Consider the following 21,087-nt stretch of genomic DNA (forward strand, 5'->3'; position numbering starts at 1 on the left):
GGATCCCGGATGTCCGCCGGTAAACTTCGGGTCCCGCCGAGCCTGAATAGGTGAGCCGATATGAGTGACCTGCTGGAGCGGCTGCGAGGGCGTGGCTGGCGGATGACGTCCCAGCGGCGTGTCGTCGCGGAGGTCCTCGACGGCGAGCACGTGCACCTCACGGCCGACGAGGTGCACGCCCGCGCGGCAGAGCGGCTGCCCGAGATCTCCCGGGCAACCGTCTACAACGCCCTGGGCGAGCTGGTCTCCCTCGGTGAGGTCGTGGAGGTCACCACCGACGGCCGCGCGAAGCGGTACGACCCCAACGCGCACCACCCGCACCAGCACCTGGTGTGCTCCGCCTGCGGACTTATCCGCGATGTCCACCCGACCGGCAACCCGCTGGCCGGGCTCCCGGCGGAGGAACGGTTCGGCTTCACGGTGTCCGGGGTCGAGGTCACCTACCGGGGGCTGTGCCCGGCCTGCGCCTAGCCCGGGGATACGGCGACCGGAAGCTCCCGGACGGCGTGGAACCTGAAGGTGGTGGTCCACGGGACCTTCTCCACGGGGCACGCGAGCCGCAGGGACGGCAGGCGGCGCAGGAGCGTCCCCAGGGCGAGGGTGACCTGCATGCGGGCCAGCGGCGCACCGAGGCAGTAGTGCAGCCCGTGGCCGAGCGAGAGGTGGGCCTTGTCCGCCCGGTCGAGGTCGAACCGGTCCGGCGCGGGGTAGCGCGCCGGGTCACGGTGGGCGGCGGCGAGGGAGAAGAGCACGGTGTCGCCCGCGGGGATCCGGACGCCGCCGATCTCGACCGGCTCGGTCGGGAACCGCCGGATCGCGGTGTGGTTGGGGTGGGAGTGGCGCAAGAGCTCCTCCACGGCCTGCGGCAGCAGATCCGGACGGGCCCGCAGGGCCGCCAGCTCCCGGGGGTGCGTGAGCAGCGTGAGGAGTCCGTTGCCCAGCAGGTGCTGGACGTTCTCGCTCCCTGCCATGAGGAGGAGGAAGGCGAGCGAGACGAGTTCGTTCTCGGTGAGCCGGTCCTCGTCGTCCCTGGCCGCGATCAGATCCGACAGCATGTCCTCACCGGGGTGGGCGCGCCGCTCGGCCACCAGATCGAGCAGGAAGCCGTGGATGGCCCCGATCGCGGAGGTGAGTTCCTCCCGGGACGCCGGTGAGAGCATGCCGGCGACCCAGCCGGAGAACTTCCCCCGTTCGGCCTCGGGCACGGCGAGCAGCTCGCCGATCACCGTGAGTGGCAGGGGCCTGGCGAACTCCTCCACCACGTCGGCCCGGCCCTCGGATTCCATGCGCTCCACGAGCCGGTCGACCCGCGCGTCCACCGCCGTCTGGACGGAGCCGCGCAGGCTCTCGACGTGGCGGGGGGTGAACCCCTGGGACACGAGGCGGCGCAGCCGCAGGTGGTCGTCCGCGTCGATGTTCAGCAGGTTCGCGTCGAGCGCCGGGGGCAGGGCGAAACCCTTGAAGCCGGTACCCGAGTGCCTCTTGTTGACGGACAGCCGCGGGTCGACGAGCCCCTGGCGGACATCGGCTTCCCGGGTCACCAGCCATACGGGCGAGCCGTCCGGCAGCGCGACGCGGTGCACCGAGCCCTGCTCGCGCAGCCGCGCGTACATGGCGTGGGGGTCGGCCGGGAAATCGCGTCCGAAGGGCTGGGGAAGGGCCGTCGGGGCGGTGTTCAGGGTCATGCGGGTTCCTTGCGTGGTGTGGTGCCGGGGGCTTTCGGGTGGCCGGCGTAGCGGACGGCGATGGGCGAGGACATGGCGCGGGCCAGTCTGCGCTGGAAGGCGAGTTCGGCCGCGAGGTCGCCGGGGGCCGCGGCCATGGGCGTCTGCGGCTGCCGCTGGGGCGGGAGGTCGCGGCGTTTCGCGTCGATGGCGTTCCTGAGCTGCGCCGCCTCCACCACTGCCGCGAGTTCCTCGTCGCGCAGGCCGGCCCGTTCGGCGTCCTGCCGGGCCAGCTGGGCCACGTCCGCGTCCATCCACGTGCGCAGTGCCCACTGGGCGTCGCGGATCTCGATCACCATGCGGTACAGCCGGGTGCGCAGGTCAAGGGCCCGGGTGAACGGCAGGACGGGTTCCGGTACGTGCTCGGTGAGACTGCGGTGCAGGGGGCTCAGCGCGCGGTGGGCGATCCGGTGGCCCAGCCGGTCGCGCAGAGCGGTGAGGTGCGGGCCCCAGTCCGGCAGGATCCACCCGACCGTCTGGACGATCACGGCGATGGCCACGCCGATCTGCGCGAGGGGCTCCCAGGCGCGTCCGTCGTGGCCGAGCTGGGCCGCGAGGACATCGGCGGTCCGGGCTCCGGTGTAGAGGAGCGCGAAGGGCAGGGTGAGGGCGACCATGCGCAGTCCGCGGCGCAGCCACGGGGACGGCGCGATCCTGGAGTACCGCCGGCCCATCACGCCGACCTGGACCTGGTTCGCCGTGAAGGCGGCGAGGTAGACGACGAGGTAGGCGGGGGTGAACTGGGCCCGCGCGACGGCGAAGTCGTGCGGCGCCTCGCCGTGGGCCGACGCCGCGAAGAACAGCACGCCCATGGTGACCAGCACCAGTCCCAGGGCCACCACCCGGGGGACCGCCTTGCGGCGGGCCGCTTCCGGACCGTGGCTGAAGTGCAGCAGCACCAGCTGCTGACAGACGGTCATGATCACCACGCAGCTCTGGGTCAGGAGGCCGGAGAAGTTCTCGATCCCGGCGTACTCGCTGACCTGTACCCAGACGGACGGGGTGGACACGGTGAAGATGACGAAGAGCAGCAGGAAGTTGGCGACCAGGGCGACCTGGGGGACCGAGCGGTCCGTCCTCAGCACCCGGGCCTTGTAGACGAGCGCCACGAGGGCCACGGCCGAACAGAGCGGATAGAGAAGGGTGTTCAAGCCGAGTCCCGTGCCACGGGCGACTCCAGGGAGCTCAGCCTCTCGGCGATCTCCCGGGCTTCCGGCGGCACGGTCCAGGTGGGGTGGACGTTCCACGTGCTGATCAGCCCGCCGATCAGCGAACCCACCAGCTCGGCCTCCAGCTCGGCCTCGGAGTCGCCGTGTTCGCGGCCCATGACACGTCGGACGAGCGCCGGGTCGAGGGAGGGCATCAGCAGCCGCGAGGCGTCCCCGGTCATGACGGGCGAGGTGTCGTGATCGCACACGACATGACCGATCTCGTGGAGGATCACCTGCTGCTGATGGACGGGTACGAGGCGCTCCTCGGCGAAGATGTAGTCCCGGGTGTCGGTCGAGACCCACAGTCCGTGCGGCCCGGCGGACGGAAGGGCGAGGGTGGCGATATGCACCTGCCGTTGGCGCAGGGTGCCGACGTAGGCGCACAGTTCGCCGATGGTCAGTTTCTCCCCGGGCGGCAGGCGCAGGTCCCGCACCCTCTCCTGGCACCGTTCGGCCAGCGGGTTGCCGGCAGGGCCGCCGAGTTTTGATCGCCAGCGCACGACGATCACGGCACGTCGACGCTGAGTGCTGCACCGCTGTACATCCTGATCCCCTCGAATGATCGTCAGGAGTTCTACCCCAACACAGTTGTCCCTGGTCGTACAGGCGCCTTTGCGCCAGTGGGGGACCTGTCAAGGGGGGACTTCGGGTCAGCCGTCGGCGCCGGTCCCCGGTTCGGGCGGCACCTCGGCGAGGCCCTCCAACTCGCGGACCCGTTCGATCAGTTCACCGATCGAACGCAGGCTCCCCTCCGACAGCCCGGCGGTTCTCAGTGCGACCCGCTGGACCTGGGCGTCCCGCATGGCCGCCAGGAGGGCCAGTTCGGAGTTGACGGTGTCGGTCACCTCGTCGTCGAAGAAGTAGGCGGGCGGCACGCCGAAGAACTTCGCCAGACCCTCGATGTGCCGCAGCGTCGGATTGTCGCGCTGGCCCTTGCGCAGCAACCAGATGTAGCTGCCCGAGATGGGAACTCCGGAGGCCGTGATGGCACGTGCGACCTCCTCGCCTGTGTACGGGCCCCGGCCGGCCGGGGCCGTGGTGCCGAACAGGTGGTTCAGCTTGTCGGCCAGGCTGCCGGTCGGCTTGTTCTCGGGGTTGGTCATGCGCCGTGCCTCCATCTTCGAAGGCGCATTTTACCTGCGCACTGATGTGTCAGCCCTCCGTCCGTCCGCCCGTCACGATCGGCAGCAATCGCGGTACGTGGTCGGCCAGATAGAAGTGGCCTCCCGGGAACACGTGCCGCGCGTACGCGCCGGTGGTGACCGAGGCCCACTCGTCGATCCGGGCGAGGTCCACCTGGGGATCACGGTCCCCGGTCAGGGCGACGACCTCGACCCGCAGGGGTGCGGCCTCCGGTTCGCGGCGGTACGTGTCGATCAGGAGGTAGTCGTTGCGGACGATGCCCAGCACCATGTCCCGCAGGTCCGGATCGTCCAGGACCGCCGAGCGGGTGCCGCCGAGTGCCGTCATGGAGGCCATGAGCTGCTCGTCGTCGCGGACAACCGGGGCGGCTGGCTGGGGGGAGGCCCGCAGCTCCCGGCCCGACACGCACAAGCGCGTGACGGGCGAGGAGCCCCAGGATTCCAGCAGCCGCAGTGTCTCGTAGGCGACCGCGGCTCCCATGCTGTGGCCGAAGAACACCGTGTCGCGACCGTCGGCCGGCCCGTCGGCCAGGGCCTCCGCCACACCCTGGGCCAGCTGCTCCATCGAGGGGACCAGCGGCTCGGCCAGCCGGTTCTCCCGGCCCGGGTACTGGACGGACTGCAACGCGAAGCCGGGGCCCAGGTGCTCTGCCCAGGTGCGGAAGTAGCTCGCGCTGCCGCCCGCGTGGGGGAAGGTGACCACGCGGGTCTCCGCGTCCGGGTCGGGCCCGTAGGCCACCAGCCAGGGGGACTTCTTGCTCATGGTGGTTCCGGCCAATCTGGCTAGCCGAGAACGGCTTCGCCGAGGTGGGTGAGGCGGTGTACGACGAGATTGCTCTTGCGCTCCGTCGCCACCAGCCCGGACCGCCGGAGCACGCTCACGTGCTTGCTCGCGGACGGCTTCGAGATGTGCAGGCGGCGGGAGATGTCGCCGGTGGAGCTGGGTACGCGGACGCTTTCGAGGACGCTCGCCCGGGTGTGCCCGAGCAGCTCGCGCAGGGCGGCGGCGCCGTCCTCCTCGGCCTGCCACAGGGAGGAGGCGGACTCGGTGTCGAGCGGCACGTTGTATACGAGGGTGGTCAGCCCCTGCCGTCCGCTCTCCGGGTCCAGGACGAGCGGGCGGCTGGCGAACAGCGAGGGGGCGAGGACGATCCCGTCGCCGGTGAGTCGTATCTCCCGTGCGTTCTGTCCGTTGTCCACCCGTAAGTAGGGCGCGTCCCAGTCGATGGTCGGGTGCAGCCGGTTGAGTGCGCTCTCCACCCCGCCGGAGAGGGCCGTCCGGCCGAACAGCTCGCGCTCCGTCTCCAGATGGCTGCGTATGCGCCCCCAGAACGGTTCGATGGCCGTGGCGTGGAAGTACCCCCCGACCGGGGAGGGGCCCGTCGCGGCGCGGGGCGCGGGCGGCGGGGCCGAGGCGGCGATCGTGGAGATCCGGCGCAGTCTTCGCTTCACCTTCCGACGCCACTCGCTGAACTCGTCCTGTAGCGGCTCCGCGTATCTCAGCTCCGCGAGACGGGATTCGAACTCCGCCCCCAGAGTGCCGATGAAACGTATTCGCGACAGGTCCTCGACGGTCAGTCGGAGGGTAACCAACGCATTTCTCCTGATGTCAAAGCCATGCACGCGGTGTCCCGCGCGCCCCCATACCTTGCGCATCCACATGAGTTGATGACTGTTGACGACACTACAGTGATCAACCGGCCTCGGGGCAGGGCGGTTTCGAGCCATCGGGTGCTGACAGCCCGGCTTCGTGATCAGTAGAGTTGGCGATTCCTGAGGGGCCATGAGTGCAGAGGACGTGACCGATGGCTGGCGGCGCTGACAGCAGAGATACGGGGGCGGACGCCGACCGGACCCTCGCGGAGAAGCTGGATCGGCTCTTCACCGAGGAACCCGGGGGCCGGCGTCCGCCGTCGTACGAGGAGGTCGCCACCGCGATCAACATCGCCGCCGGTGAGAGGACCATCAGCGCGACCTACATCTGGCAGCTGCGCACGGGCAAGAAGACCAACCCGACCAAGCGGCATCTCGAGTCGCTGGCCAGGTACTTCGGCGTCAAACCCGCCTACTTCCTCGACGACGAGGAGGCGGAGCGGACCGATGAGCAGCTGTCCCTCCTCAAGGCGCTCCGGGAAGCGGACGTACGCGCGCTCGCGCTGCGCGCCAACGGCCTCTCGCCTTCCAGCCGCCGCACCATCGCGAGCCTGATCGGCCAGCTGCGGGAACTGGAAGGCGTGGACAACCCGGACACCGCGCCGCAGGCGGACGCGTCGCAGACCGGTGACGCAGACTCCTGAGGCGAGCGCTCACCGCGCCGACCGCGACACCGTGCCCGTCCCCTCGCCCACCTCCTCCACGGCCGGAGCCTCCGGAGGGCGGCGCATGACCGGGCTCAGCACGGCAGACAGGGCGATGACGCCCAGCAGCGCCGAGCAGGCCAGCAGTGTGACGGGCCGTCCACACAAGTCGAAGGCGGCGCCCCCGGCGAGCGGCGCGATCGCGGCGCCGCCCGAACTGCAGATGTTCGCCACGCTCATCACCCGGCCGCGATGGGTGTCCGGAGTGAGCAGCAGCTGGTAGGTCGTGAAGTAGGCGCTGGCGGTCGGCGCGGTGAAGGCGGTGACCCCCAGCAGGATCCCCGGCGTGTAACTGCCCGGCAGCAGCGCGATCCCCGCGGTCAGCACGGCGAAGAGCCACAGCACGAGGAAGATGGGGCGGGAACCGGTCAGGACCCGCTGGAGCCTGGGTGCGGCCAGCGCGCCCAGCAGCCCGCCGACCCCCAGGAGTGCGGCCATCACGCCGACCAGGCCCGAGCTCATCCCGCTCGTCTTCGCCGAGGCGATCACCACGAAGTAGACCGCTCCGTAGAAGAAGTTCGTGACCGTCGCGTAGAGCAGGCCCAGCCGGAGGAAAGGACGCCCGGAGATCCAGCGGATGCCGTCCACCAGGTCCCGGGAGGACCACTTCCGGGACCCCTTCCGTCCGGCGGGCGGCTGCGGCCGGATGAAGAGCAGCAGGACGAAGCTGATCGCGTGGGCGACGCCGCCGAAGGCGAACGGCAGCGCGTTCCGCATCGCCTGCAGGAAGCCGCCCGCCGAGGTGCCGACGAGCTGGCCGGCGTACGTGCGCGCCGAGTTCATCGCGACGGCGCCGGACAGTTCCTCCCTGGGGACCAGGGCCGGCACCATCGCCGCGCCCGTGGCGAGCAGCACCGCGGTGGCGGCGCCGCTCACCAGGGCCAGCAGCACCAGGACCGGCAGCGACGCCACCTCCACCCACAAGGACAGCGCCGCGACGCCGAACACCGCGACCAGCACCCCCTCGCACCAGAGCATCACCGACCGCCGGTCGTAGCGGTCGGCCACGGCGCCCGCCGGCAGTCCGGCGAGCAGCATGGCGACGGCGTCGACGAAGGCGATGACGCCCGCCTGCGAGGGGGACCCGGTGATCGTCAGCACCAGCAGGGGCAGCGCGATCAGGGAGGTGCTGTAGGCGAACTCGCTGACCGCCTGGCTCGCCCACAGCAGAGTGAAGTCCTTCCTGGCCATGTCAGCCCAGCACGCGGGAGCGGGACCGCGTGTGCACGAACGTGCGCCGCAGGTCGCGGACCACGCTGGTGCGCTTGAGCCACCGGTCCGCGCCGTCGTACCGCGGCACGAACACGTCCCGGCCGTGCACCACCCGGTAGTTGTCCAGGAAGACGGCCTCGCCCGGGCTCAGCACGACCCGCTCGGCGGACGCGTTCAGCAGCTCGGCGCACTCCTCCATGGCCTTCCAGGCCTCCGCGTCACCGGGCAGCGCACTGGTGAAGTCCGCGTCGATGCGCAGGTACGGGGCATCGGCGGGGCCGAACAGTACGGAGGCCACCTCGTGCTCGCGCTCCTCCCGGGCGACGGGCCGCCCGCCGGAGTACCGGGGTGGGACCGCGTGCGAGTCGTCCGGGTAGAAACGGAAGCGCTCCTGCTGCAGCACCTCCCGCAGCGGCTCCGGCAGGGAGCGGGAGTCGAGCCCCGCGACGGTCGTGCCCACCCGGTCGGGGTTGCGCAGGCACATCAGGGCCACGTAGTCCCCCCGGCAGGCGTGGAACACGTCCTCGGTGTGCAGGGTGAGCTGGGTTTCGCTGCTCGCGCTGGTCAGCGAGGACTCCTGGCCCCTGGCCGGGCAGACGTCGTGCACCAGCCGGCCGTTCTGCTGGTTCGCCCAGGCGAAGGGATCCCCGAGCACGGAGGCGATCAGCAGCAGCACCAGCTCCTCCCGGACCGCCGCTCCCTCCTTCTCGGCGACCTGCCAGCTCGCCGGGGTCGGCACGAGGCCCTCGTCGACGGGAAGGTTCGCCACCGTGATGACGGGCTCCTCGGCGGTCCGGCAGGCCACGAGGAACTGCCGTATCCCGAGCGGCAGCCGCTCGGACTCCGCCCTGATCTCGTCCGCGAGGATGAGCGGCTCCCAGCCCTGGCGGCCGGCGAGGAAGCGGTCCGCCAGATCGGCCACCGCGTCCGTTTCGTTCTGGTCCAATGCATAGCGATTCACAGGAAGAACCCTTCAGTTGGCGCGTGCCTGCCCGGCGATCTGCTCCAGTCCCAGCAGGAACCGGTCGGCGAGACGCTCGACGGTGGCGGTGTGGTGGTGTCCGGGGGAGTGGATCCAGTCGATCCGCAGCTCGCCGTCGACGACGGCCGCCACGATGTCGATCAGGTGCGGGCGCGGGAGTCCGGGCGCCCGGTCACGGCCCAGGGCCTCCAGGTGTCCGCGGACCAGGCCCTCCGGGTCGGCGGACTGGTCCCACTGGCCCATGTAGTTGAAGCTCACGCGCGGCTGCTCCTGGGCCGCCAGCGCCCGGCCGGGGCCGTCGGCGGCGGACAGGTGGCGCAGCGCCCCGTAGCCCAGTCCCCGTCCGGGGACGGCGCGCAGCAGGCGCCGTACGGCCTTGAGCGCGGGCGGCCAGTCGCCGGCCGGAACGTCGAGGGTCACGGGGTGGATCGTGGTGAACCAGCCCACGGTGCGGGACAGGTCCACGTCCTCGAACAGTTCCTCGCGGCCGTGGCCCTCCAGCGCGACGGTGACCGGAGCCCCGGCCCATTCGCCCAGCACCCGCCCGAGCACCGTCAGCAGCACGTCGTTGATCTGGGTACGGAAGGCCCCGGGCACCCGCTTGAGCAGATCGTCGGTCGCCTCCCGGCCCAGCCGGACGGACGCCACGGCGCTGCCGCCGTAGGTGTTGGCGCCCTCGCCGTCCTGCGGGACGGCCCGCGAGCCCGGGACCTGCGTCCAGTACTCCACCTCGTGGTCGAGGCCGCCGGAGCGGACGTGGTCGGCCAGGCGCCGGGCCCACTGCCGGTAGCTGCTGGTCCGTGCGCCGAGGCCGGCCGCGGCGCCGGCCGCGAGCTGTCCGTACGCGGTGGCCAGGTCCTCCAGGACCACCCGCCAGGAGACGCCGTCCATGACCAGGTGGTGCACGGCCAGGAACAGTTGGGGCAGCTCGTTCCCGCCGAGGCGGAAGAAGACTCCCCTGACCAGGCTCCCCGAGGCGAGCTCGAGGTCCCGCTGGGCGGTCAGCGCCGCCTCGTCGGCCGCCCGTTCCCGGGCGGCCGCGTCCGGCTCGGACGACAGGTCGCACACGGAGAGCACACCGCGGGGTGCGTCGCCGTACTCCTGCACCCACCCCTCGGGGCCGCGGTTGAACCGCAGACGCAGGGCGTCGTGTTGCGCGATCACGGCTTCCAGGGCCCGGCCGAGCAGCACGGGGTCGGTGCCGGGGGCCAGTTCGACCCGTACCGACATGGCGTACTGGTCCGGGGTGACGGCCTCGTGCTGGTCGAAGAACCACCTTTGGACGGGGGTGAGTTCGACGGTGCCGCGCGCCGGTTCGAGCGCCGTGGCGGGGCCGGAGCCCGGTGCGGCCACCGCGGCCTGCACGGCCAGGGAGGCGATGGTCTGGTGCAGGAAGAGCAGCCGGGAGGTCAGCTGCAGACCCTCCTGCCGGGCCCGGGAGACGACCTGGATCGAGAGGATCGAGTCCCCGCCGAGGTGGAAGAAGTTGTCGTGGACGCCGACGCGTTCGACCCCCAGCACCTCCGCCCAGATCCGGGCCAGCGCCTCTTCCGCAGCGTCGCGCGGAGCGACGAACTCGGCGCCGGACGGTCCCGCCTGCGCCTCCGGGGCGGGCAGGGCACGCCGGTCCACCTTCCCCGACGGCGACAGCGGCAGCGCGTCCAGGACCACGAACAGGGCCGGGATCATGTAGTCCGGCAGCGAGGCTGCCAGGTGCTCGCGCAGCTCCGCCGTGGACAGTTCGCCGCCGCCCACCAGATAGGCGACGAGCCTGCGGTGTCCGCCCTCGTCCTGGTGGGCGATCACCACGGCCTCGCGGATGCCCGCGTGGCCCACCAGCGCCGTCTCGATCTCCCCGGGCTCGATCCGGAAGCCGCGCACCTTGACCTGGTCGTCGCTGCGGCCGAGGTGTTCCAGGGTGCCGTCCGACCGCCAGCGGGCCAGGTCGCCGGAGCGGTACATCCGCTCACCGGGAGCGCCGTACGGGTTGACCGGGAAACGCTCGGCCGTCAGCTCGGGCCGGTTCAGGTAGCCGCGGGCCAGACCGCCCCCGGCCACGTGGATCTCACCGGGCACCCCCACGGGTACGGGCCTGCCCGAGGCGTCCAGCAGCAGCACCCGGTAGCCGGGCAGCGGCCGGCCGACCGGGATCCGGCCTCCGCCCGCCAGGTGGCCGGCCAGTACTTCCTGGAACGTAACGTGCACGGTGGTCTCGGTGATGCCGTACATGTTCACCAGCCGGGCCCGGCCCGATCCGTAGCGGTCGAACCAGGCCGTCAGGTGCTTGGACTCCAGCGGCTCACCGCCGAACACCACCCAGCGCAGCGTCGGCAGCGGCGCCGAGCCGCGCTCCGCCGCGGTGGCCACCAGCTCGCGGAACATCGACGGCGTCTGGCTGAACACCGTCACGCCCTCCTCGCCGAGCAGGGACCACATCGCCTCCGGGCTGCGCGCCGCGTCCCGCGGGACGATCACCGCGCGGCCGCCCGTGACCAGGCATCCCCACAGCTCCCACACCGAGAAGTCGAAGGCGTAGCTGTGGAAGACCGTCCACACGTCCCGCTCGTCGAACCCGTAGGCCGGGCGGCAGTTCTCCAGCAGATGGAGCACCGACCGGTGCTCGACGGCCACGCCCTTGGGGCGGCCGGTCGAACCGGAGGTGTAGATCACGTACGCGAGGTCCGTGCCGGACACCGCGCTCCGCGGCGCGGTCTTCGGGCGCCGGCCGATCGCCGCCCCGTCGCCGTCCAGATCGACCACCACGGCCCGGGTCACCGGCAGCCGCCGTTCCAGGCCGCGGTGGGTGACCAGGATCTTCGCCCCGGAGTCCTGGACCATGTGCGCCAGCCGGTCCGCCGGGTAGGCGGGGTCCAGCGGCACGTAGGCCGCTCCGGACTTGAGGATGCCGAGCATGGCGACGGCCATCTCCACCCCGCGTTCGACGGACAGGCCCACCAGCACGCCCGGTCCCGCGCCGAGGGACACCAGATGGTGCGCGAGCCGGTTCGCCCGTTCGTCCAGTTCCCGGTACGACAGGGCCTCCGGTCCGCACGAGACCGCCGTCGCCGCCGGGGTGGCGGCGGCCCGGGCGGCGACCGTCCCGTGCAGCGAACCGTGCGGAGCGGGCCCACCGCCCGTCCGGTTCCACTCCTCCACCACCCGCTCGAACTCGCCCGGCGCGAGCAGCGGAAGGTCGGCCACGGTCTGCTCCGGGGCGGCGGCGACGCCCGCCAGGACGACCCGGACGTGCTCGGCGAACCGGGCGACCGTCTCCTCGTCGAACAGCTCGCTGCTGTACTCGACCAGGCCGCGCACCCCGTCCGGGTGCTCCTCGAACTCGATGGTGAGGTCGTACAGCGCGGAGTCGCGCTCCATCTCGAAGCCCGACGTGCGCAGCCCCGCCAGCTCCAGGTGGCTCCCCGGGGTGTTCTGCAGTACGACCATGACCTGGAACAGCGGGGTGCGGCTGGTATCCCGCTCCTGCCGCACCGCCTCCACCACGCGTTCGAACGGCACCTCCTCGTGGGCGAAGGCCTCCAGCGCCGTCTCCCTGACCTGCCCGAGCAGCTCGCGGAACGGCATCCCGGGGTCGACCCGCGAGCGCAGCACGACGGTGTTCACCAGGAACCCGACGAGGTGCTCCAGCCCCGCGTGGCCGCGGCCCGCCGAGGCCGTGCCGACCGCGATGTCCTGCTGCCCGGAGTACCGGGCGAACACCACCTTCAGCGCGGCGGTCAGGGCCATGAACAGGGTCGCCTCCTGTTCCCGGGCCACCTCCCTGACGCCCGCCACCACGTCGGCGGGGATCTCGAAGGTGTGGGAGCGGCCCCGCGCCGAGCGGACGGCCGCCCGCGGCCGGTCCGTGGGCAGCTCCAGCGGCGCGACCCCGTCCAGGCGGCCGCGCCACCACTCCAGCTGCTCCTCCAGCAGGCCGCCGTCCTCCAGCCTGCCGCGCTGCCACGCGGCGAAGTCCGGGTACTGGACCGGGACGTCCGGCAGCTCCGCCGGCACCCCGCGCACCTGCGCCGCGTACAGCTCGCCCAGCTCCCGCGCGACGATCCCCATCGACCAGCCGTCGGTCACGATGTGGTGCATCCCGAGCACGAGCAGGTGCCGATCGGCGGCCAGCCGCACCAGCAGCAGGCGCAGCAGCGGGCCGCCCTTCAGGTCGAACGGCCGGTCCACCTCGGCGCGCACCAGGGCGCGCAGCCGCTCCTCGCGCTCCTCCTCGGGGACGTCCGACAGGTCGGCCGTTTCCCAGCCGGGTTCCAGGACCTCGTGGACCAGCTGCACCCCGCGGCCGTCGGCCACGTCGAAGGTGGTGCGCAGCGCCTCGTGCCGGGCGACGAGCAGGCCGGCCGCGGTGCGCAGGGCGTCCGCGTGCAGCTCGCCCGTCAGCCGCACGGCCGCCGTCGAGTGGTACTCCGTGCTGTCCTCGTTGAAGTCCTGGAGGAACCAGAGGCGTTGCTGCCCGAACGACATGGGCAGGTCGGCCGTACGGGACACCACGGGGATCGCCGTCCCGTCGGTGCCGTCCGCGCCGCCGGCTCCGTCCGCTCCGTCCGCCGGGACCAGCGCGGCGGCGAGTTCGGCGACCGTCGGGGCGTCGAACAGCAGCCGCGGCGAGACCTGGATGCCCAGTGCCTTGTGCGTACGGGAGACCACCAGGATCGCGAGGATGGAATTGCCGCCCAGATCGAAGAAGTTGTCGTGGACGCCGACGCGGGGCACGCCGAGGGCCTCGGCCCACAGCGCGGCCAGGGTCTCCTCGGTCCCGGTCCGCGGGCCGACGTACTGCGACTCCTGCTGTTCGCCCTCGGCGCTGGGGGCGGGCAGCGCCCTGCGGTCCACCTTGCCGTTCGGCGACAGGGGCAGCCGCTCCAGGCGGACGAAGGCGTCGGGCAGCATGTACTCGGGCAGCGAGGCCGACAGGGCGGTGCGCAGCTCGTTCGCGGTCAGCGCGCGGTCGGCGGTGTAGTGGGCGACGAGCCGCCGCACACCGGGGCTGTCCTCCCGTACCGACACCACGACCTGGCCCACGCCCGCCAGCCGGTCCAGCGCGGCCTCGATCTCGCCCAGCTCGATGCGGAATCCGCGGATCTTGACCTGGTTGTCGGCCCGGCCGATGAACTGGAGCCGGCCGTCCGCCGTGCGGCGGACGATGTCCCCGGTCCGGTACATGCGCGCGCCGGCCTCCCCGAACGGGCAGGCGACGAACCGCTCGGCGGTCAGCCCCGGCCGGTTCAGGTAGCCCCGGGACAGGACCGGGCCGGCCGCGTACAGCTCGCCCGCGACGCCCACCGGCACCGGACGCAGCTGCGGATCCAGCACGAACAGCGAGGCGCCCGCGATCGGGCCGCCGATCGAGACGGTCTCGCCGTCGTCGGCGCCGAGGTGGTCGGCCACGGTGATCTGGATGGTCGCCTCGGTGGGCCCGTACTTGTTGATCAGCGGCACGTCCCAGGCGGAACGGACAGCGTCGGCGACCGACTTGGGCAGCGGCTCGCCGCCCACGAAGAGCCGGCGCAGCGCACGCGGCCTGCGGTCCAGCGGGAGGGCGCCCAGCAGGGACGGGACGAACTGCGCGATGGTGATCCCGTACCGGTCCATGACGTCGGCGAGTTCGAACGGGTCCTTGGACACGTCGGTGGAGACCACGTGGGCGGTGGCTCCCGAGAGCACCGACAGCATCAGCTCCCAGACCGACACGTCGAAGCTCATCGAGGTCCGCAGCAGCACCTTGTCGCTGGGGTCGACCGGATAGGCCTGCTCCAGCCAGGGCAGCAGGTTCGCGGCGTTCGCGTGCGTCACCATGACGCCCTTGGGCCGGCCGGTCGACCCCGAGGTGTAGATGACGTAGGCCAGGTTTCCGCCCGTGAGCGCCACCTCGGGCGCCGACACCGGGAGCGCGCCGATGGCGGGCCAGTCGCCGTCCAGCTCCACCTCGACGGCCCCCGACACCGGCAGCCGGTCCCGCAGCTCCCGCTGGGTCAGCAGGATGCCCATGCCGGAGTCGCGGACCATGAACGCGAGACGCTCGGCCGGATAGGCCGGGTCCAGCGGGACGTAGGTGGCCCCCGCCTTGAGGATGCCGAGCACGCCGACCACCATCAGCGGGCCGCGCTCGACCGACAGGCCCACCAGCCGGTCCGGTCCCGCGCCCAGGGAGATCAGGTGACGGGCGAGCCGGTTCGCCCGCTCGTCCAGCTCCCGGTAGGTCAAGGTGCCCTCGGCGGAGGAGACGGCCACGGCATCCGGGGTCCGCGCGGCCCACCGGGCGAACCGCTCGTGGGCGAACTCCCCCCGGCCGGGCACCGCGCTCGCCGCGTTCCAGCCGCGGACGGCCTGCTCGAACTCCTCGTCCGACAGCATCGGCACGTCGGACACCGCCCGCTGCGGATCGGCGGCCAGGCCGGTGAGCAGGGTCTCCAGGTGCCCCGCCATGCGCTCGACCGTGGCCTCGTCGAGCAGCTCGGGGTCGTAGGCCAGCGAGTAGCCGAACCCGTCGCCCGCGTAGGCCCGCAGGACCAGCGGGAAGTTGGTGGTCTCGACGCTCTCCAGGTTGCGCAGCCGCAGCCCCTGGGCGGCCGCCGTCCCGTCGGTCATCGGATAGTTCTCGAAGTTGACCAGCGTCTCGAAGAGCTGGGTGGCGCCGGAAAGGGGGCTCCAGTTCTGCACCCGCGTCAGCGGAACGTACTCGTACTGCGCCGCCTCCACCTGGGCCTGCTGGATCCGCCCCAGCCACTCGGCCACCGGCGCGGCCCCGTCGACCTCGACCCGTACCGGCAGGGTGTTGAGCGTCATGCCGACGATCGAGTCCACCCCCGGCAGATCGGCGGGACGGCCGGAGACCGTCGCGCCGAACAGCACGTCGCCGCGGCCCGTGTACCGCGACAGCAGCAGGCCCCAGGCGCCCTGTACGAGGGCGTTCACGGTGATCCGCTGCCGTCGGGCGAAGGCGGACAGCTCCGCCCCGGCCTGCGGGGAGAGCCGGCGGACCAGCCGCCCGGTGGACGTGGACTGGTGGCCGGGGGCGGGCCGCCGGTCGAGGGGCAGCGGGGTGGGCTCCTCGAATCCGGCCAGCCGGCCGCGCCAGTACTCCTCAGCCTGGGTCAGGTCCTGGCCCTCCAGCCATTCCACGTACGAGCGGAAGGGCTTGCGGGCCGGCAGGACGGGGGTCCGTCCCTCCGCCAGCGCCTCGTAGGCGACGGAGAGCGCGGAGAGCATCTGGAAGGTGCTCCAGCCGTCCAGCAGCACGTGGTGGGAGCTGCGCACCACCCGGACACCGGTCTGCGAGGTGCGGATCAGGGCGAGCCGGGCCAGCGGAGCCGTGCCCAGGTCCAGGCCCTGGGCCCGGTCCTCGGCGAGGAAGCGCTCCAGCTCGGCCCGGTGCTCACGCTCCGGCAGCTCCCGCCAGTCCAGGTGGGTCACCGGAAGCTCGGCGTGCCGGCTGACCACCATCAGCGGCCGGGGGACCCCCTCCCACACGAGCGAGCCGCGCAGCAGCTCCAGGTGGTCGGTGACGTACTGCCAGGCCGCCGCCAGCACCCCGACGTCGTGCACGTCGTCGAACTCGAACACCATCTGGTCGAAGTAGCCGGGGCCGCCGGGGTCGGCCAGCGTGTGGAAGAGCATCCCGGCCTGCGTCGGCGTCAGCGGGTAGATGTCCGTCACGGCGCGCCCGTTCCCGGCGATCCGGTCCACGCCGGCCTGGTCGAGGCCGGCCAGCGGGAAGTCGGAGGGGGTGGCGCCGCCGCTGCCCTCGGCCAGGCAGTGCGCGATGATCTCGCGCAGGGAGGTCAGGAACTCCCCGGCGAGCCGCTCGATCGTGGCCTGCGCGAAGACCTCACCGGAGTACGTCCAGTTGACGCCGAGCCGGCCGTCGTCGATCAGGCCGATGACGTCCAGCAGGTAGGGGCGCGGCTCCTCGGGAGCGTGATCGAGACCCGAGGCGGACACCCGTCCGCGGACCAGGCCGTCCTCGCCCGTGGCGCCGTGGAACTGCCCGAGGTAGTTGAAGCTGATCTCCGGAAGCCGGTCGCCCCGCAGCGCGTGGCCGGGGCTGCCCGGCCGGGACAGGAAGCGCAGCGCGTCGTAGCCGAGGCCCCGCCCGGGGATCGCGCGCAGCTGCTCCTTCACCGACTTCAGGGACTCGCCCCAGCCGGCGCCGCCGCCGGGGAGGGTGAGTGCCACGGGGAAGTGGGTGGTGAACCAGCCGACCGTACGGGAGAGGTCGAGGTGGTCGAACAGCTCCTCGCGGCCGTGGCCCTCCAGGCCGATCACCACGCGGTCCCGGCCGGTCCAGCCGGCCATGGTGCGGCCCAGCGCCGCCATGAGCACGTCGTTGATCTGCGTGCGGTAGGAGGCGGGCACCCGGTGCAGCAGTGCCTCGGTCTCCTCCCGTCCGAGCAGCACCTCGACGGTCCGCTCGTGGGCGGTGGTGTTGGCCCCGTCCCGGTCGGTGGGCAGGGCCGGGGCGCCGTTCGGGTCGACCTGGCGCCAGTACGCGATCTCGGGGTCGAGACCGCCGGACCGCACGAGCTCGGCCAGCTGCCCGGACCACTGCCGGTAGCTGCTGGTCTTGGGGCCCAGGTCCACCGGCTTGCCCTCGGCGAGCTGCTCGTACGCGGCGGCCAGATCGGCCAGCAGCACCCGCCAGGAGACCCCGTCCACCACCAGGTGGTGGACGGCCAGCAGCAGCTGCGGCGCCCGGTCCGGGCCGGAGTCGAAGAACACGCCCCGTACCAGGGACCCCGCGGCGAGGCCGTGGGACCGCTGGGCCGCCAGCGCGGCCGAGTGCATCACCGTACGGCGCGCGGGCTCGTCCAGCGTGGTCAGGTCGCAGACGTCGAGCAGGCCGGTGCCGGCGCCGGAGCCGTACTCCTGGACCCACTCCTCGCCCTCGCGGCGGAAGCGCATCCGCAGGGCGTCGTGGTGCGCGACCACGGCCTCCAGCGCGCGGCCCAGCAGTCCGCTGTCGGTGTCCGGGGCCAGCTCCACCTGGACGGACATCGCGTAGTGCTCCGGGGCCACGGTGTGCGCCGAGAAGAACCACCGCTGGATCGGGGTGAGTTCGGCCGCCCCCGGGCCCGTGTCGGGGGCGGCGGGGGACGGGTCCGCGTCCTTCGTCACCACGGCGGCCAGCGCGGCGATGGTCTGGTGGACGAAGAGCTGCTTGGAGGTGAGCCGGTAGCCCGCCTGGCGGACCCGCGAGACGACCTGGATCGACAGGATCGAGTCGCCGCCCAGGTCGAAGAAGTTGTCGTGGATGCCGACCCGCTCCGCGCCCAGCGCCGCGGCCCACGCGGCGGCCAGCACCTCCTCGGTCTCGTCGCGCGGGGCCGCGTACGCCGCGTCCGGCGCGGCATCGTGCGCACCGGGCTCGGGCAGCCCCCGGCGGTCCACCTTGCCGCTGGGCGTCAGCGGCAGCCGGTCCAGCCGCACGAACGCCGCCGGCACCATGTAGTCCGGCAGCAGACCGCCGAGGTGACCGCGCAGCTCCGCCGGAGCGAGCTCGCGGCCGGTCACCAGATAGGCGACGAGCCGGCGGCGCCCGGAGGATTCCTCCCGGGCGACGACGACCGCCTCCTCGACGTCCGGGTGTGACCGGACGGCCTTCTCCACCTCGCCGAGTTCGACCCGGAAGCCGCGGATCTTGACCTGGTCGTCGGCCCGGCCGAGGAACTCCAGGTCGCCGCCGGGCAGCCGCCGGGCCCGGTCGCCGGTGCGGTAGAGGCGGTCGCCCGCCACGAACGGGCTCGGCCGGAACCGCTCGGCGGTCTGCTCCTCGTTGCCGTGGTAGCCGCGGCCGACGCCCGCGCCGCCGATCCAGATCTCCCCGGGAACCCCGACCGGCACCACCCGCATCCCGGCGTCCAGTACGTAGACGCGGGTGCCCGGCAGCGGACGGCCCACCGGTACGAAGACCCCGTCCCCAAGGGTGTCGAGCCGGGGCAGGAACACCGTCGAGTCGACGGTCGCCTCGGTTCCCCCGTACGCGTTGACGACCAGCGTGCCGGGGGCGACCCGGCGCAACAGCTCCCGGCAGTCCTCCACCCGCCAGCCCTCGGAGCCCACCGATATCAGCCGCAGCGGGGGGAACGGGCTGCCCCGGCGGGCGGACTCCGCCAGCACCGCGTTCAGCAGGGACGGGACGATCTCCAGCCCGGTGGCGCCGGTCCGCTCGATCAGGGCGAGCAGCGCTGGCGGGTCGGTGGTCACGTCCCGGGAGGCGATGATCAGCGCCCCGCCGAACGGCAGCGAGCGGATGAGGTCGGCGAAGAACAGGTCGACGGAGATGCTGGAGACGGACAGGAAGCGCAGCTCGAGGTGGGACAGGCCGTACTGCTCGTCCCAGGCCTCGCAGATGTGCGTCACGTTGCGGTGCTCGATCGCCACGCCCTTGGGGCGTCCCGTCGAGCCCGAGGTGTAGATGACGTAGGCCAGGTCCGAGGGGGAGACGGGCGCGTCGGGCGCCGTCGCGGGGGCCGCGGCGATCGTGTCGCGGTGGGCCGTCAGGTCGACAAGGACGGCGCCGGACTCCGGAAGCCGTCCGCGGACCGCCTCCTCGGTGACCACCAGGGCCGCCCCGGAGTCGTGGAGCATGTGCGCGAGCCGGTCCGCGGGATAGTCCGGATCGAGCGGCACGTACGCCGCTCCCGCCTTGAGGATGCCGAGCAGGCCGACCGCCATGGCGGTGCCGCGCGGCACGCACAGCCCGACCGGCGTGCCCGGTCCCGCCCCCCGGTCCCGCAGGACGTGGGCCAGCCGGTTGGCCCGCTCGTCCAGCTCGCGGTAGCTCAGGGTGGCGTCGTCGGCGACGACGGCCACGGCGTCGGGGGTGCGCGCGGCCCGAGCGGCCACCCGCTCGTGGACCGGCGCCGGGTCCCCGGCCTCCCGCTCCGTCGCGTTCCACTCCTCGACGGCCTGCCGGTACTCGCCGTCCGTCAGCATCGGCAGGTCCGCGAGGGCCTGTCCGGGGCTCGCGGCGGCCGAGGCGAGCAGGGTGGTCAGATGGCCTGCCAGCCGGGCGGCCGTCCCCTCGTCGAAGAGCTCGGTGCTGTACTCGATCAGGCCGAGCAGCGCGCCCTCGCGCGCCTCGAACTCCACGGTGAGGTCGCAGAGCGAGGCGTCCCGGTCCAGCGCGTACGGAGCCGCGGCGACGCCGGGGAAGGCGACCGAGCCGGCCGGGGTGTTGTGCAGCACCACCATCGCCTGGACCAGCGGGGTACGGCTGGGGTCGCGCTCCGGCTGCAGCGCGTCCACCAGCCGGTCGAAGGGCACGTCCTCGTGGGCGAACGCGTCGAGGACCGTCTCCTTGACCTGGCCGAGGAGCTCGTCGAACGTCATCTCCGGGGCCACCCGCGAACGCAGGACCACCGTGTTCACCAGGAAGCCGACCAGGTGCTCCAGCTCCTCCTCGCGGCGGCCGGAGGAGGAGGTGCCCAGCGCGATGTCCTCCTGCCCCGACCAGCGGGCCAGAACCGTGCCGACCGCCGCGGTCAGCACCATGAACAGCGTCGCGCCGCGGGACCGCGCCAGCTCCGACACGGCGTCGAGCGTCGCGGCCGGCACCTCGAAGCGCAGGGCCGCGCCGGCCGAGGACCGCACCGCCGGACGCGGCCGGTCGGTGGGCAGTTCCAGCGGGGCGAGTCCCGCCAGCCGCTCCCGCCACCAGTCGAGTTCGGCGGCGAGCAGCTCGCCGTTCTCCAGCCGGTCGCGCTGCCAGGCCGCGAAGTCCGGGTATTGCAGCGGTACGTCGGCCAGCCGCGCCGGACGGCCCTCGACCCGGGCCGCGTACAGCTCGCCCCACTCGCGGGCGGCGATCCCCATCGACCAGCCGTCGGTGACCATGTGGTGCATCCCCAGCACGCAGACGTGCTCGGCGGCGGACAGCCGCACCAGCAGCACCCGCACCAGCGGGCCGCCCTCGAGGTCGTACGGGCGGTTCATCTCGGCCTGCACGAGTTCGCGGACGCACGCCTCGCGGTCGGCGGGGGCCGTGTCCGACACGTCCACGACCGCCCACTCGGGAGCCAGGCCGGGGCGCAGGACCTGCACCCCCTTGCCGTCGGCCAGACCGAAGGTGGTGTGCAGCGCCTCGTGCCGGGCCATCAGGTCACCGACCGCCGCGCGCAGCGCCCCGGCGTCGAGCGGGCCGGTCAGGCGCAGCGCCTCGGCCAGGTGGTAGTCGGTGCCGCCCGGTGCGAAGTCCTCCATGAACCACAGGCGTTGCTGCCCGAAGGACATCAGGAGGGTCTCGGAGCGCGGGACGCGGGGAATCGCGAGACCGTTCCGGGCTCCGGAGCGGCCGGCCAGACGCTCGGCGAGGGCCGCGCGCAGATGATCGGGGAGCGCGGCGATCCGGTTCTCGCGCGAAGACGGCGTGTTCATGAAGACTCCTAGAAGACGTGGGCGCCGGGGGCGCACCACGGAGCGTGTGCTCGGGTGTGGAAGGGG

The 21,087-nt window shown here is 72.7% G+C and carries 11 protein-coding genes; 2 read left to right on the forward strand and 9 right to left on the reverse strand.

Annotation, left to right across the window (positions count from 1 at the left end; all coding sequences use genetic code 11):
• The first annotated feature begins 60 nt into the window (after positions 1 to 60).
• Complete coding sequence (locus OHA89_RS31760; RefSeq protein ID WP_215146614.1) at positions 61 to 471, forward strand: Fur family transcriptional regulator; 411 nt, start codon at positions 61 to 63, stop codon at positions 469 to 471.
• Here the strand turns inward: OHA89_RS31760 and OHA89_RS31765 are convergent.
• The 6 genes from OHA89_RS31765 to OHA89_RS31790 form a co-directional block, all read right to left on the reverse strand.
• Positions 468 to 1,685 (reverse strand): cytochrome P450, encoded by a 1,218-nt coding sequence (locus OHA89_RS31765; protein ID WP_406367686.1) that lies wholly within the window; start codon positions 1,683 to 1,685, stop codon positions 468 to 470. The genes OHA89_RS31760 and OHA89_RS31765 overlap by 4 nt on opposite strands.
• On the reverse strand, positions 1,682 to 2,875 hold the full coding sequence (locus OHA89_RS31770; RefSeq protein WP_266611133.1) for an MAB_1171c family putative transporter: 1,194 nt from the start codon (positions 2,873 to 2,875) through the stop codon (positions 1,682 to 1,684). The genes OHA89_RS31765 and OHA89_RS31770 overlap by 4 nt, the downstream gene beginning before the upstream one ends.
• The gene (locus tag OHA89_RS31775; protein ID WP_266946817.1) at positions 2,872 to 3,435 is read right to left on the reverse strand and encodes an ImmA/IrrE family metallo-endopeptidase; all 564 of its coding nucleotides are present in this window, start codon (positions 3,433 to 3,435) and stop codon (positions 2,872 to 2,874) included. The genes OHA89_RS31770 and OHA89_RS31775 overlap by 4 nt, the downstream gene beginning before the upstream one ends.
• 150 nt (positions 3,436 to 3,585) lie before the next feature.
• Positions 3,586 to 4,038, reverse strand: a complete 453-nt coding sequence (locus OHA89_RS31780) for a helix-turn-helix domain-containing protein (protein ID WP_215146610.1) — start codon at positions 4,036 to 4,038, stop codon at positions 3,586 to 3,588.
• A gap of 49 nt (positions 4,039 to 4,087) precedes the next feature.
• On the reverse strand, positions 4,088 to 4,840 hold the full coding sequence (locus OHA89_RS31785) for a thioesterase II family protein (protein ID WP_266611137.1): 753 nt from the start codon (positions 4,838 to 4,840) through the stop codon (positions 4,088 to 4,090).
• Between the two features lie 20 nt (positions 4,841 to 4,860).
• Positions 4,861 to 5,670, reverse strand: coding sequence for a helix-turn-helix transcriptional regulator (locus tag OHA89_RS31790; RefSeq protein WP_251065032.1), 810 nt, complete (start codon positions 5,668 to 5,670; stop codon positions 4,861 to 4,863).
• 212 nt (positions 5,671 to 5,882) lie between these two features.
• Here OHA89_RS31790 and OHA89_RS31795 point away from each other — a divergent pair, with 212 nt between their 5' ends.
• Positions 5,883 to 6,374: a helix-turn-helix domain-containing protein gene (locus OHA89_RS31795; RefSeq protein WP_266946815.1), complete on the forward strand. Its 492-nt coding sequence runs from the start codon at positions 5,883 to 5,885 to the stop codon at positions 6,372 to 6,374.
• A 9-nt stretch (positions 6,375 to 6,383) separates the two neighbouring features.
• On the opposite strand, the gene OHA89_RS31800 is transcribed toward OHA89_RS31795, so the two are convergent.
• From OHA89_RS31800 to OHA89_RS31810, 3 genes are read right to left on the reverse strand one after another with little or no spacing between them, the layout of a single operon-like run.
• Positions 6,384 to 7,625 carry an MFS transporter gene (locus tag OHA89_RS31800; protein WP_257557578.1) on the reverse strand — a complete coding sequence of 414 codons (1,242 nt, stop codon included), beginning with the start codon at positions 7,623 to 7,625 and terminating at the stop codon, positions 6,384 to 6,386.
• A 1-nt stretch (position 7,626) separates the two neighbouring features.
• Positions 7,627 to 8,592 (reverse strand): TauD/TfdA family dioxygenase, encoded by a 966-nt coding sequence (locus OHA89_RS31805; RefSeq protein ID WP_406367689.1) that lies wholly within the window; start codon positions 8,590 to 8,592, stop codon positions 7,627 to 7,629.
• 27 nt (positions 8,593 to 8,619) lie between these two features.
• Positions 8,620 to 21,021, reverse strand: coding sequence for an amino acid adenylation domain-containing protein (locus OHA89_RS31810; RefSeq protein WP_406367690.1), 12,402 nt, complete (start codon positions 21,019 to 21,021; stop codon positions 8,620 to 8,622).
• Positions 21,022 to 21,087: the final 66 nt, after the last annotated feature.

This window comes from Streptomyces sp. NBC_01546 (assembly GCF_045208355.1).
Lineage (GTDB): Bacteria > Actinomycetota > Actinomycetes > Streptomycetales > Streptomycetaceae > Streptomyces.